Raw genomic sequence first — 13,173 nt, 5'->3', positions numbered from 1 at the left:
GTCGCGATCGACCCCGACAAGGAGCAGCCACGTGTCCGATGCCGCCAGTCTGACCCAGTCCGAGGCCGCCGAACGCGCGTCGTTGATCGACGTGCAGCGCTACGACATCGACGTCGACATGCGCGGCCTGCTGGAGGGCGACACGCTCGAGTCGGTCTCCACGATCACCTTCACCTGCCGGGAGCCCGGCGCCGAGACCTTCCTCGACTGCGTCGCCGACGTCCGGTGGGCGACGCTCAACGACCGTCCGCTCGATCTCGACGGCGTGGCCGACGGCCGGATCCCGCTGCGGGACCTCGCCGCCGACAACGTCGTCGTGGTCAGCTCCGCCCAGTCCGACACGGCGAGCTCCTCCGGCATCCTGCGCACGGTCGACCCCTCCGACAAGCTGGTCTACGTCTGGACCTCCTTCGAGCCCGACGCCGCGCGTCGCGTGTGGGCCTGCTTCGACCAGCCCGACCTCAAGGCCCCGCACGGGTTCACCGTGTTCGCGCCCGACTCGTGGCTGGTCACCAGCAACTCCGCCCCCGACTCGGTCGCGGACGACGCCGAGGGCGGCCGGCGGTGGGAGTTCCCGGACACCCCGCCGCTGTCGACGTACGTCGTGGTCGTCAACGCCGGACCGTTCCACGAGATCCGCGAGGAGCGCGACGGCTACAGCCTCGGGCTCTACTGCCGTCAGTCGCTCAGGAGCAACCTCGAGCGCGACGCCGCCCACCTGTTCGAGCTCACCGCGCAGGGGCTCGCGTTCTTCGGCGAGCAGTTCGGCCAGCCCTTCCCGCAGGAGCGCTACGACCAGGTGTTCGTGCCCAACATGGGCGGCGCGATGGAGAACTGGGGCTGCGTCACCTGGACCGACAGCGTGCTGCACCGCAGCACGCCCACCCACGGCCAGCGCGAGGACGTCGCCAACGTGCTGCTCCACGAGATGGCGCACATGTGGTTCGGCGACCTGGTCACCATGCGGTGGTGGGACGACCTGTGGCTCAACGAGGCGTTCGCGTCCTGGGCGTCGACGTGGGCCGAGGTCAACGCCACCGAGTACACCGACGCCGAGGCCACGTTCCTGGCCGGCCTCAAGCTCGAGGGCTACCGGGTCGACATGGGCCCGGCCACGCACCCGATCCGGGGTGAGGTGCCCGACGTCGCGCAGGCGATGGCCAACTTCGACGCGGTCACCTACGTCAAGGGACAGAGCACGCTGCGGCAGCTCGCGGCGTACGTCGGGGAGGAGGCGTTCGTCGAGGGCCTGCGTTCCTACTTCCGCAAGCACGCGTGGAGCAACGCCCGGCTCGACGACCTGGTCTCGGCGGTCAGCGAGGCCTCCGGCCGCGACCTGTCCGGCTGGACGACCGGGTGGCTCGACGAGTCCGGCACCGACACGCTGGCTCTCGTCGATGGTCAGCTGGTGTCCACCGGGCCGGACGGCCAGGAGCCGCGCCCGCACCGGATCGACATCGGGTCCTTCTCCGCCCGGGAGACGGGGCTGGTCCGTGAGGCCACCACGCCGGTCGAGACCACCGGGCTGCGCACCCCCGTCCCCGACCTGCCCGCGGCCGACCTGCACCTGGTCAACGACGGCGACCTCACCTTCGCCGCGGTGCGGACCGACGAGGCATCCCTGCAGACCCTCCTCGAGCGCGCCGGCGACCTGCCCGACCCGCTGTCCCGGGCCCTCGGGGTCGCCACGGCCTGGGACATGCTGGTGAAGGGCGAGCTGGCAGCCGACGACCTGCTCACCTGCGTCCTCGACGTGCTCGCGTCCGAGCGGAGCCCGGCCGTGGTCGAACCCTTCCTCGGCCTCGCCCATCGCACGGCCGACCAGTGGACCCCCGTCTCCCACATCCCCCGCCAGCTCTCCCGCATCGCCGACACCGCGGCCGCTCTCGCCGAGCACCCGGACCATCGTGCGGCGGCCCTGCGCACCCTGGCGGCGACCGCCTCGGAGCAGGAGCACTTCGACCTGCTCGAGGAGGCCGGCGCCCGCGACACCGACCTGGCCTGGCGGGTGCTGGCAAGGCGATCCGCGCTCGGCTCGTACGACGCCGAGGCGGTCGAGGCTCTCGAGGAGCGCGACCCCGACCCGGACGCCTGGGTGCGGGCGCTCGGCGTCACCGCGGCGCGAGCCGACCAGGCCGCCAAGGACGAGGTCTGGGCGCAGGTCTTCGACAAGCGGTCCGTCCCCGCGGGTGCTCCGCTGCGGGAGCTGTCCCGCTGCTTCTGGCGCCCGGTCCAGCACGACCTGCTGCTGCCCTACGCCGAGTCCTATCTCGACGAGGTGGTGCGGCTCGCCGGTGGCGGCATGCTGGCGGTGATGAGCCTGACCCGGATGATGTGGCCGACCGTCGGTGACGCGGCGTTCCTCGAGCGGGCACGCCGGGTCGCCACGGAGCCGGGCCAGGACCCGACCGTCCGGACGACCGTGCTCTCGGGCGCCGACACCCTCGAGCGGATGCTGCGCGCCCGGGGCTGAGTCCTACTCGAGGTCGTCGTCGAGGCGGCGCAGACCGGACTCGTCGATCGGGAACCGCAGCTCCCGCTGGCGTTCGATGGCCGCACCGATCAGCCCCGCGAAGAGCGGGTGCGGCCGGGTCGGCCGCGACCGCAGCTCGGGGTGCGCCTGGGTGGACACGTAGTAGGGGTGCACCGTGCGCGGCAGCTCCACGAACTCGACGAGACCGAGGTCGGGATTGGTCCCCGAGAAGACCAGACCGGCAGCCTCGAGCTGGTCGCGGTAGTGGTTGTTGACCTCGTAGCGGTGCCGGTGGCGCTCCGCGATGGTGGCCTCCCCGTATGCCTCCCGCACGACGCTGCCGTCGGCGAGCGAGGCCGGGTAGAGGCCGAGCCGCATGGTGCCTCCCAGGTCGCCGGCGCCGTCGACGAAGGACTTCTGCTCCTCCATGGTGGCGATCACCGGCTCCGGGCAGTCGGGGTCGAACTCCGTCGACGCGGCCTTCTGCAGACCGGCCACGTTGCGGGCGTACTCGATGACCATGCACTGCAGGCCCAGGCACAGCCCGAGCGTGGGGATGCCGTGGGTGCGGGCGTAGGTCAGGGCGCCGAGCTTGCCCTCGATGCCCCGGATCCCGAAGCCGCCGGGCACGCAGATGGCGTCGACGTCGCTGAGGTGGCGGGCGGCGCCGGCCGCGGTCTGGCACTCGTCGGACGCGATCCAGCGCAGGTGCACCCGGGCCTCGTGCGCGAAGCCGCCGGCCCGCAGGGCCTCGACCACCGAGAGGTAGGCATCGGGCAGGTCGATGTACTTGCCGACCAGACCGACCGTGATCTCCTCCTGCGGGTGGTGCACCCGGCGGAGCAGGTCGTCCCAGGTGGTCCAGTCGACGTCACGAAAGGGCAGCGCCAGACGGCGTACGACGTAGGCGTCGAGGCCCTCGCGGTGGAGGACCTTGGGGATGTCGTAGATCGAGGGTGCATCGGCGGCGGTCACCACCGCCTCCTCGTCGACGTCGCACATGAGGGAGATCTTCTTCTTGATCCCCTCGGGCAGCTCGCGGTCGGCCCGGCACACGACGGCGTCGGGCTGGATGCCGATCGACCTGAGCGCGGCCACGGAGTGCTGGGTCGGCTTGGTCTTGAGCTCACCCGACGGCCCGATGTACGGCACCAGCGACACGTGGAGGAAGAAGCAGTTGTCCCGGCCGATGTCGTGCCTGACCTGGCGCGCGGCCTCGAGGAACGGCAGCGACTCGATGTCGCCCACGGTGCCGCCGATCTCGGTGATCACCACGTCGACCTCGGGACCACCCATGGCCTGGATGCGGTCCTTGATCTCGTTGGTGATGTGCGGGATCACCTGGACCGTGTCACCGAGGTAGTCGCCGCGTCGTTCCTTGGCGATCACGCTGGAGTAGACCTGGCCGGTGGTCACGTTGGCGATCTGGCCGAGGTCGGCGTCGAGGAACCGCTCGTAGTGACCGATGTCGAGATCGGTCTCCGCCCCGTCGTTGGTCACGAACACCTCGCCGTGCTGGAACGGGTTCATGGTGCCCGGATCCACGTTGAGGTAGGGGTCGAGCTTCTGCATCGTGACCCGCAGACCGCGGGACTTGAGGAGATTGCCCAGACTGGAGGCCGTGAGGCCCTTGCCGAGTGAGGAGGCGACGCCCCCGGTCACGAAAACGTGCTTGGTGGGGGTCGGATGCTTCACGGACCTCCATGTTACCGGAGGGGCACGGCTCCGTCCGAACCCGACGCACCGAAGGCTCCACCGTTCTCGCTCAACGAGCGCACCAGGGCGAGCGTGGCAGTGACCCGGCCCACGGCCAGGTCGATCCCGTCGACGGTGGTGACCGCGGACGCCTCGGGGCGCGAGCGCAGGGCGGCGACGTCACCGTTGGCCCCGGACCGCGTGTCGCCGGCCACGACCACACCGCGCGCGCGATCGGCGATCCCGGCGACCAGCCCCCCGAGGATGTCGTCGTCGACGTCGTCGCCGAGCACCACCAGGACGAGCGGGGCCCGGCCCGGCTCGTCCTCGGGAGAGACGACCAGCTCAGCCCCCGTCAGGCTCTGCCGGATGGAGGTGGGCTCGTCCCCGGCACCCGCACCGGACACCTCGTCGGTGGCGATGGCGGCACCGAGGAGCTGCCCCATGCGTTCGTACGTCGGCGCCGTCTCGTCGGCGGCGCCCGAGCCGAGCTGGGTCATCAGCTGGCTGCCCAGCGTGTCGACCAGGGACTTCTCACCGGGGTCGACGAGGCCGGGCTGCAGGAGGTACTTCCCCTCGATGGTCCCGGCGGCGGCCTCGACCTGGCCGACGAGCCCCTCGATGACGCGGTCGTCCGCGCCCGGCAGGGCCACCAGCGCGACGGATCTCCCGGCCAGCTCCTCGTCGTACAGCACGGGGGAGGCGTCCGTGGCGAAGGCGTCGCCGAAGGCCGAGGCGTTGCCGGACCCGGACCTCGGCTGGGCCGAGGTCGAGGTCAGGGCGTCACGACCCACCTCGGACAGGGGCCCGCCGCCGAGGACCACCCCGACGGCCAGGGCCAGGAAGACCGCGACGAGCGTGACGACGTGCTGGCGGAACGAGATCAACGGGACAGTCCTTGGAGGTAGTCGGTGAGTCCGGTCAGCCACTCCTGGCCCACCGGGGTCACGGCCACGGCGACCGCGAGCGCGAGCAGACCGGCGACGAGGACGAGGAAGAGGTGGCGCGGCCGCACCCGGCCGGAGTACAGCAGGTGCACCGACGACGCGTCGACGAGCAGGTGCCCGACCTTCAACCGGGTCAGGTAGGTGCCCGCGAGCCCGGGGTTCTGGCGGTCCAGGACCTCCTCGAGCCGTGCGTGGAGTCCCACCCCGACGATCAGCCGGGCGTTCTCGGCCTCCAGCAGCAGCAGCGCGGTGTCCTCGCTGGTGGCGGAGGACTCCAGCGGGAGCGGGCGGACGCCGAGCCTCTCGAGCTGCTCGGCGTGGAGCCGGCCACCGCCGTCGACGCGGACCACCACGTCGCGCGCGGCCCGGAGCGACTTGGCCGAGGGTCGCTCGGCGTCCGGTGCAGCGTTCGACAGCACGACGATGTCAGGGCGGTGTCCGGCGTCGAGGAGCAGGTCGGCGCCACCGTCGACACCCACCAGGACCGGCTGCTGCTCCCGGATGAAGGCCTCGATCGAGGCGAGGCGACGGCGGCTCGCCTTCCCGGCCGCGACGACCACCACCGGCCGGTCGGCGATCCTGGTGCTCGTCTCGGGCAGGCCGAGGCCGTGGAGCAGCAGGGCCTCCTCGCGGCGCAGGAACTCGGTGCTGTTGTGGGTGAACGTCTCGAGCTGGCTGCCCAACCCCGCCCGGGCCAGGGCCATCTCGTGGTCGACGACGTGAGCGTCCACCTCGCGACCCATCGCCACCGCGGCGCCGTCGGCGAAGACCACCTCGTCGTAGACCCGGACCGGGGCCCCGTCGGCGATCCCGAACGCGCCCTCGACGTTGTCGAGGACGAGGATCCCCGCCTCGGCCAGCACCTGGGGGCCGAGGTTCGGGAACCGGCCGGAGATCATCGGGGCCGCGTTGAGGACCGCGGAGACTCCGGCGTCGACCAGGGCCTGCGCGGTGGCCCGGTCCATGTCGAGGTGGTCGAGCACGGCCACGTCCCCCGGACGCAGCCTGGGCAGCAGGGCACGGGTCCGGCGCTCGACGCGGGCGATGCCGGTCAGTCCGGGTTCGGTGGTCCCCGGGCGGGATCGGGTGGCAGGCTTCATGACGCGGCCATGGTGTCAGCCGCGAGGGCACGTTCCCGGCAACCAGCGGCCCGGCGCGTCGCCGCGGGGCTCAGCCCAGGGCGCGGGCGGGCTGGGCGGCCTCGAGCAGCTCCCGGGCATGGGCCAGGGCGGTGTCGGACTCCTCCATCCCGGCGAACATCCGCGACAGCTCGCGCTCACGCGCGGGAGCGTCGAGGGCGGTCAGGCCCGAGGTCGTCACCGAACCGTCGCTGGACTTCTCGACCACCACGTGGTGGTCGGCGTACGCCGCGACCTGCGGCAGGTGGGTGACCACGAGGACCTGCGCCGAGCGCGCCAGCGTGGCCAGCCGGCGCCCGACCTCCCCGGCCGCCCTGCCGCCGACACCGGCGTCGACCTCGTCGAAGACGAACGTGGGCACCGGGCTGGTCGCGGCGAGCGACACCTCGAGCGCGAGCATCACCCGGGAGAGCTCGCCGCCGGAGGCCACCTTGGCCAGCGGCCGGGGTTCGGACCCGACGTTGGCGGCGAGGAGGAACTCCACGTCGTCGACGCCGGTGGAGGTGAACCGCAGGAGGCGGTCACCGACCTTCAGGCCGGGCGGTTCGGCGTCTGCCGGCTGCTCCTGCTGCCGTACGTCGACCTCGATCCGGGCGTGCGGCATGGCCAGCAGCCCCAGCTCCGCGGTCACCTCGTCGGCGAGCCGGGTGGCCGCCTCCGTCCTGGCGGCCGACAGGGCGCCGGCGAGCTCGCCGAGACGGTGGCGGAGGTCGTCACGTGCGGCGCGCAGCTCCTCGATCCGGTCATCGGTGTGGTCGAGGTCGGCCAGCCTGCTCGCGGAGCTCTCGGCCCAGGCCAGCACCTCGTCGACCGTCTCGCCGTACTTGCGGGTCAGCGTCGTGAGCGCCGCCCGCCGCTCGGAGACCGCGGCGAGCCGGATCGGGTCGCTCTCCACCCGGGAGGCGTAGGACGCCACGTCGGCGGCGACGTCCGACAGCAGGTAGGAGATCTCGCCAAGCCGGTCGGCCAGCTCCGCGGCCTCGGTGTCGTGCTCGCGCACGCTGTCGAGCAGGGTGCGTGCGGCCGAGGTGACGGTCAGGGCGTCGGGACGCTCGCCGTCCGACGAGAGCGCCTCCCGGGCCTGCTCGGCCGCGGTGCGCAGGGTGTCGGCGAACCCGAGCCTGGACTCCTCCCCCGCGAGCGCCTCGTCCTCCCCGCTCTCGGGCCCGACCGCCTCGATCTCCGCGAGCCCGAAGCGCAGCTGGTCGGCCTCGCGGGCCCGGTCGCGCGATGTCGCCACCACCTCGGCGAGCTCGGACTCGGTGGCGGCGAGCCGGTCGTGCAATTCGGAGTACTCCCCGAGCAGGGTGGCGACGGCCTCCCCGCCGAACCGGTCCAGGGCCTCCCGCTGCGCGCGTGCCTGCAGCAACCGGTGCTGGTCGGACTGCCCGTGGACGGCGACCAGGGGTTCGGCCACCTCGGCCAGGAGCGAGACGGGGACCGAGGCGCCGCCCACGAAGGCGCGCGAGCGGCCCTCGACCGAGACGTTGCGGGCCAGGACGACCCGGTCGTCCTCCACCTCTCCCCCGGCCTCCTCCACCGCGCCGGCGAAGTGTTCCGCCGCCGACGCGCGCACGACTCCCTCGACCCGCGCGGCCCGGGCGCCGGTGCGCACCGCGCCGCTGTCGGCGCGGCCACCCAGGATCAGCCCCAGGGCCGTGACCAGCATGGTCTTGCCGGCTCCGGTCTCACCGGTGATGACGGTCAGGCCGGGACCTAGCTCCAGGGTCGAGGAGTCGATGACTCCGAGCGACCCGATCCGGATCTCCTCAAGCATCCGGCCCCGCTCCGCTTCGCCGACGGGCTGCGGCGCCCCTCCACCCCTCCACCGGCAGGCCGAACTTCGCCACCAGCCGGTCGGTGAACGGCGCCTCGTGCAGGCGGACCAGGCGCACGGGCGTCTCGCCGCGGCGCACCTCGATCCGGGCCCCCGGCGGCAGGTCGACCGTCCGGCGTCCGTCCGCCCACAGGACCCCTGCCCCCTCGTTGTGGCTCAGCACCTCCAGGGCGATCACCGAGGTGGGGGCGACGACCAGGGGTCGGGCGAACAGCGCGTGGGCGCTGAGCGGCACGATCATCAGCGCCTCCACTCCCGGCCACACGACCGGACCGCCGGCGCTGAAGTTGTAGGCGGTCGACCCGGTGGGGGTGGCGCACACGACGCCGTCGCAGCCCCACCGCGACAACGGCCGCCCGTCGATCTCGAGGACGAGCTCCATCATCCGCTCCCGGGCGGCCTTCTCCACGCTGACCTCGTTGAGCGCGAAGGTGCTGGAGACGAGCTCGCCCTCGCGACGCACGGTCACGTCGACGGTGAGCCGGTCCTCGGCGGTGTAGCGGCGCTGCACGATCGCGTCGATGGTGGACTCGACGTCGTCGTACTCCGCCTCCGCGAGGAAGCCGACGTGACCGAGGTTGACGCCCAGCAGCGGGGTCCCGCTGGTGTGGGTGATCTCGGCCGCCCGCAGGATGGTGCCGTCGCCGCCGATGACGAGCGCGAGCTCGCAGTCGCGGCCGGCGTCGCCCTCGTCGTCGAGGACCTCCAGAGGCGGGTCGAACTGGGCACTCTCGAGCCCGAGGTCGGCGGCCTCGGCCGCGAGGAGCCGGACCACCAGGCCGTGGCCGGTCAGCGCCTTGCAGAAGGCGCGGGCGACCTCGTGGGCCTCCGCCCGCCCGGTGTGGGTGAGCAGGAGCACCCGTCGCGGGCTGCCGCCCGCCGCCGTGTCAGCTCCGCTGCTCGTTGGTGTCACGGCTCAACCTTCTCACTCGGCACCCCCGGTCCACCCGCCCCGTGCACAACGGCCGCGATGTCGGCCGCGTCCACCAGGGCCTGGCCGCGGCGCAGCCAGACGAAGAACTCGACGTTCCCCGACGGTCCCGGCAGCGGGCTCCGGGTGACCATCCGGGCCCCCCAGCCACGAGCGGCAGCCGCCTGCGCCACCGCGACCACGGCCTCGGTCCGCAGGTCGGGATCCCGGACCACGCCCCCCTTGCCGACCCGTTCCTTGCCGACCTCGAACTGCGGTTTCACCATCAGCGCCAGGTCACCGTCCGGCGCGGTGACGGCGAGCAGCGCGTCCAGCACCAGGACCAGGGAGATGAACGAGAGGTCGCCCACCACGAGGTCGACCGGGGCGCCGACCACGCCGAGGCTCAGGTCGCGCACGTTGGTCCGGTCGTGCACCGTCACCCGCTCGTCCTGGCGCAGCCTCCAGGCGAGCTGGCCGTAGCCGACGTCCACCGCCACTACCTCGCGGGCGCCGTGGCGCAGCAGTACGTCGGTGAACCCGCCGGTGGAGGCGCCCGCGTCCAGGCAGCGACGACCACGGACGACGAGGCCCGCTGCCTCGAACACGTCGAGAGCGCCGGCCAGCTTGTGCCCACCACGGGAGACGTAGTCGGGTCGATCGGGATCGTCGGTCACCACGATCGCGGCGTCCGTGGTGACACCGGTAGCGGGCTTGGTCGCCGGGGACCCGGCGACCGTGACCCGGCCGGCAGCGATCAGCTCGCTGGCGTGCTCTCGGGACCGGGCGAGTCGCCGTCGGACGAGCTCGGCGTCCAGGCGTTGCCGACGTGGCGGCACGGCCGCCGGTTCAGGCTCCGGCCGGGCCGTCGAGCGCCTGGCGCAGCTGCTGGTGGGCACTCTCGAAGACAGCCGGGTGCTCCTCCACCGGACGGTCGTCGAGCCCGCGCATGGAGTCGAGCACGTCGTCGACCACCTGGACGCCCGTGCGCTCCGGCCCGGCATCGGGAGGGGAGGTCTCCACCTGGTCGGTCTCCGGGGTGTGCTCCGGGATGTGCTCCGTCATGCGCCGAGATTACCGCGCCCGACGCCGGGATCTGTGGGCGGCACGGCCACGCCGGCGACCTCCGCTGCGGTGCCGGAGGCGTCGAGGTGCTCCCACACGGCAGCCGCGACGGCCCGCCACCAGTCGCCCACCTCCCCCTCGCCGGACACCTCCAGCCGGCCGTCGGGAACCTGCGCCTGCCAGCCACCACACCGCCACCCGTCTCCGACGCTCTCCGGCTCCGGGTGGGGCACGAAGAGGCCCGCGAGGTCGACCGAGAGGTACGTCGGCCGAAGTTCGGGGCCGGCCGACGCCAGCTCGGGCAGGCCGGTGACCCCGGTCATCACCAGCAGGGAGTCGATGCCGATGTTGCCTGCTCCCTCGATGTCGGTGTCGAGCCGGTCCCCCACCATGAGGGGGTTGCTGCCACCGATCCTCCGGATCGTCTCGTCGAGCAGGGGACGTTGGGGCTTCCCGGCCACGACGGCCTTCACGCCGCTGAACCGCTCGAGCATGTCGACCAGGACGCCGTGGCCGGGGGCCTGGCCGAACCTGGTCGGCAGGGACAGGTCGGTGTTGCTCGCGACCCAGAACAGCCCGTCGCGGACCCGCATCGCCGCGCGCATCACGTCGCGCCACACCACGTCCGGCCCGTAGCCCGTGGCCAGCGCCACCGCCCGCGAGTCGTCCACGGTGGTCGGTTCCAGGCCCACCGCCCTCAACGCCTCCTCGAGCCCGGCTCCGCCGAGGCAGGCGATCACCCCGCCCTCGCCGTGCCGCTCGGCGAGCAGGTGGGCGGCCGCCTGGGCCGAGGTGACCACCTCGTCCTGGTCTGCGACGACGCCGATGCCGGACAGCTTCTCCACCACTGCCGCGGGCGGGCGGGAGGCGTTGTTGGTGATGAACGCGAGCCGGGTGCTCCCCTCACGGAGCCGGGCGAGGTGTTCCGGCGCACCGGGCACCGGTGCGGACTCGATGTAGACGACCCCGTCGAGGTCGAACATCACCAGGTCGTAGGCCGCGGCCAGCGGCTGCTTCGAGGCACCGAGCACGTCGCCCCCTCCTTTCGAACTGCTGAGGATGGGCACCCTACGATGCACCGATGGACTCCAGCCCCGTGGTCACGCCGCCCTACGTGGCCGGCCCGTTCCGGCTGGATCCGTTCCGTGCGCTCATGCTGTCGCCTTCCCGGGTCGGCGACCCCGCCTCGGCGCGGGCTTTCGCGCGGCCGTACCGCAACGTCGCCCAGCGCCTCGAGGACTGGCAGGCGCAGGGCCATCTGCACCGGGACGCCGAACCGGCGGTCTACCTGCACGAGTACTCCGCTTCGGGCATGACCATCCGTGGACTCGTCGGTGGGCTCGACCTCTCCGTTCGAGACCACGGCCCGGCCGAGCGGGTGGTGTACCCGCACGAAGGCGTCCACCCTGCCCAGGTGGCCGAGCTGGCGGAGCGGATGACCGAGATGGGCATGAACCCGGCACCCATCCTGCTCGTGCATCGGGGACCGGCTGCCGTGCGGGAGCTCCTGCGTCCCGTCCTGGCCAGGGCCGCGGACCACGAGTTCGACGACCGCCTGGGCGACCGTCACCGGATCTGGGCGATCCGCGAGCCCGAGACCCTCGCCGACCTCGCCCGCCACCTCGCCGGCTCCCGCGCGCTGCTCGCTGACGGCCACCACCGCTACGCGGCCTACCTGCGCATGCAGGGGGAAGCCCCGGGGACCGCCGCTGACCGGGGCCTGGCCATGCTGGTCGACCAGGACGACACGCCCCTGTTCCTCGGGGCCATCCACCGGATACTCGTCGGCACCACGCTCGAGGCGCTGGCCAAGGCCGCGGCAAGCTACGGCGTCGTCGCTGCGTGCGATCCGTCTGAGGCGGTCGCCGCCCTCGCCCCGGGAACGTTGGTCGCCACCGACGGACGCGAGTGGGCGACGGTCTCGCTCGAGCTCTCCGATCAGGTGGCCGCGGTGGAAGTCCTGCACGAGTCGGTGCTCCCCGCACTGGGGTCCCCGCCTGACCGTGTGGAGCACCACCACTCGGTGGACGACACCCTGCGTCGCCTGCCCCAGGCCGGAGGAATCGCCGTGCTGATGCCGGCGATCGAGTTCGACACGGTCCGGCGGATCGTGGGCGGCGACCGGCTGCTGCCGGAGAAGGCGACGTCCTTCCAGCCCAAGCCCAGCGTCGGCGCGCTCATGCGCTCGCTGCGCGACGGATGATCCTGCCGGCCGACACCTCGACCTCGAAGCGGGACGCCGCCCCACGCTCGGTGCGGAAGAACCGTCGCCGCACCGCACCGACGACCTCCACGACGTCGTCGACGCGCCAGGTCGCGACCGACCGCCTGACGCGTCCGGACCAGACGCAGCAGTCGACGGCATCGACCTGGTGGCGAGAACGGCTCGCGCCCTCGGCTCTGGGCACCACCACCCGGAAGCTCCAGAGGCTGTCGCCACTGGGCAGTATCCGCTCCTCGGGCGCCTGGGAGATCCGCCCCACGAGCCGGACCTCGTTGACCGACTCGACGGCGGCTTGCTGCTGCGCAGACCCTGACATGAACGATCACCTCCACGTCCCACTCTCCCCGCGACCGCCGATCTACGGCGACGGCGCGGAGGTGAGCTGTGGAGATGGCTCACCGGGTACCGACCTGTGGACCACAACTGGTCCGGACAGGTGGCCGAATTGGTGCCGAAATTGCACCAGGGGCCACCCGTGACGGGTGGCCCCTGGCCAAAGTATGTCCGGCGGCGTCCTACTCTCCCACAGCCTCTCGGTTGCAGTACCATCGGCGCTGGAAGGCTTAACTTCCGGGTTCGGTATGGGTCCGGGTGTTTCCCTTCCGCTATGGCCGCCGTAACGCTTTTGTTCACCCCTGGCCCCCTTTGTTTTTGGGGGGTGGGGGTGTTGGTTTTTTGGGGTGTTCCGCACACGGGTGGTGTGCGGGGTGTGGTGTGGACGCGGGCACGATGTCCCCCCTTGTTGGGGGGGTGTGTTGTTGTGGTTTTGGTTGAGGGTTTGTAAGACAAGCCCTCGGCCTATTAGTACCGGTCGGCTGGGCATTGCTGCTGTACACCTCCGGCCTATCAACCCCATGTTCTGTGGGGGGCCTTACCCCATCGT

11 protein-coding genes and 2 rRNA genes are annotated in these 13,173 nt (G+C 72.3%); 2 read left to right on the top strand and 11 right to left on the bottom strand.

What is annotated here, in order from left to right; genetic code table 11:
- The first annotated feature begins 31 nt into the window (after window positions 1–31).
- Entirely contained in the window at window positions 32–2,473 is a 2,442-nt protein-coding gene (gene pepN, locus VFN12_RS09270; RefSeq protein WP_325118359.1) for an aminopeptidase N, read from the top strand.
- A gap of 3 nt (window positions 2,474–2,476) precedes the next feature.
- Here the strand turns inward: pepN and VFN12_RS09265 are convergent, their stop codons facing one another.
- The 8 genes from VFN12_RS09265 to VFN12_RS09230 form a co-directional block, all read right to left on the bottom strand.
- Window positions 2,477–4,168 carry a CTP synthase gene (locus VFN12_RS09265; RefSeq protein WP_325118358.1) on the bottom strand — a complete coding sequence of 564 codons (1,692 nt, stop codon included), beginning with the start codon at window positions 4,166–4,168 and terminating at the stop codon, window positions 2,477–2,479.
- 11 nt (window positions 4,169–4,179) lie between these two features.
- Window positions 4,180–5,055: a copper transporter gene (locus VFN12_RS09260; RefSeq protein ID WP_325118357.1), complete on the bottom strand. Its 876-nt coding sequence runs from the start codon at window positions 5,053–5,055 to the stop codon at window positions 4,180–4,182.
- A complete protein-coding gene (gene steA / locus VFN12_RS09255; RefSeq protein ID WP_325118356.1) occupies window positions 5,052–6,215 on the bottom strand; it encodes a putative cytokinetic ring protein SteA in 1,164 nt (387 codons plus the stop codon). The genes VFN12_RS09260 and steA overlap by 4 nt, the downstream gene beginning before the upstream one ends.
- Before the next feature lie 70 nt (window positions 6,216–6,285).
- The gene (gene recN, locus VFN12_RS09250) at window positions 6,286–8,031 is read right to left on the bottom strand and encodes a DNA repair protein RecN (RefSeq protein WP_325118355.1); all 1,746 of its coding nucleotides are present in this window, start codon (window positions 8,029–8,031) and stop codon (window positions 6,286–6,288) included.
- Window positions 8,024–9,004 (bottom strand): NAD kinase, encoded by a 981-nt coding sequence (locus VFN12_RS09245; RefSeq protein WP_325118354.1) that lies wholly within the window; start codon window positions 9,002–9,004, stop codon window positions 8,024–8,026. Before VFN12_RS09245 ends, recN begins: the two co-directional genes overlap by 8 nt.
- Window positions 9,001–9,840, bottom strand: a complete 840-nt coding sequence (locus tag VFN12_RS09240) for a TlyA family RNA methyltransferase (protein WP_325118353.1) — start codon at window positions 9,838–9,840, stop codon at window positions 9,001–9,003. The genes VFN12_RS09245 and VFN12_RS09240 overlap by 4 nt, the downstream gene beginning before the upstream one ends.
- Before the next feature lie 10 nt (window positions 9,841–9,850).
- On the bottom strand, window positions 9,851–10,066 hold the full coding sequence (locus VFN12_RS09235) for a hypothetical protein (protein WP_325118352.1): 216 nt from the start codon (window positions 10,064–10,066) through the stop codon (window positions 9,851–9,853).
- Entirely contained in the window at window positions 10,063–11,097 is a 1,035-nt protein-coding gene (locus tag VFN12_RS09230; protein ID WP_325118351.1) for an HAD-IIA family hydrolase, read from the bottom strand. Before VFN12_RS09230 ends, VFN12_RS09235 begins: the two co-directional genes overlap by 4 nt.
- 50 nt (window positions 11,098–11,147) lie before the next feature.
- Between VFN12_RS09230 and VFN12_RS09225 the strand changes: the two genes are divergently transcribed.
- Window positions 11,148–12,269, top strand: coding sequence for a DUF1015 family protein (locus VFN12_RS09225; RefSeq protein ID WP_325118350.1), 1,122 nt, complete (start codon window positions 11,148–11,150; stop codon window positions 12,267–12,269).
- Here VFN12_RS09225 and VFN12_RS09220 read toward each other — a convergent pair.
- The 3 genes from VFN12_RS09220 to VFN12_RS09210 all read right to left on the bottom strand — a co-directional run.
- On the bottom strand, window positions 12,244–12,606 hold the full coding sequence (locus tag VFN12_RS09220; RefSeq protein ID WP_325118349.1) for a single-stranded DNA-binding protein: 363 nt from the start codon (window positions 12,604–12,606) through the stop codon (window positions 12,244–12,246). The two genes, VFN12_RS09225 and VFN12_RS09220, sit on opposite strands and share 26 nt — an antisense overlap.
- Before the next feature lie 186 nt (window positions 12,607–12,792).
- Window positions 12,793–12,909 (bottom strand): 5S ribosomal RNA (rrf, locus tag VFN12_RS09215).
- A 162-nt stretch (window positions 12,910–13,071) separates the two neighbouring features.
- A 23S ribosomal RNA gene (locus VFN12_RS09210) occupies window positions 13,072–13,173 on the bottom strand; the annotation flags it as partial.

The sequence above is a fragment of the Nocardioides sp. genome (assembly GCF_035703625.1).
GTDB lineage: Bacteria > Actinomycetota > Actinomycetes > Propionibacteriales > Nocardioidaceae > Nocardioides.
Note: the sequence above shows the minus strand (reverse complement) of the source record. Positions and strands in the feature narration are given on the sequence as shown.

Bases quoted from the DNA above. Each gene is read 5' to 3' on its own strand.
- steA (WP_325118356.1), bottom strand. From the start codon at position 6,215: ATGAAGCCTGCCACCCGATCCCGCCCGGGGACCACCGAACCCGGACTG.
- VFN12_RS09225 (WP_325118350.1), top strand. From the start codon at position 11,148: ATGGACTCCAGCCCCGTGGTCACGCCGCCCTACGTGGCCGGCCCGTTC.
- VFN12_RS09235 (WP_325118352.1), bottom strand. From the start codon at position 10,066: ATGACGGAGCACATCCCGGAGCACACCCCGGAGACCGACCAGGTGGAG.
- recN (WP_325118355.1), bottom strand. From the start codon at position 8,031: ATGCTTGAGGAGATCCGGATCGGGTCGCTCGGAGTCATCGACTCCTCG.
- VFN12_RS09220 (WP_325118349.1), bottom strand. From the start codon at position 12,606: ATGTCAGGGTCTGCGCAGCAGCAAGCCGCCGTCGAGTCGGTCAACGAG.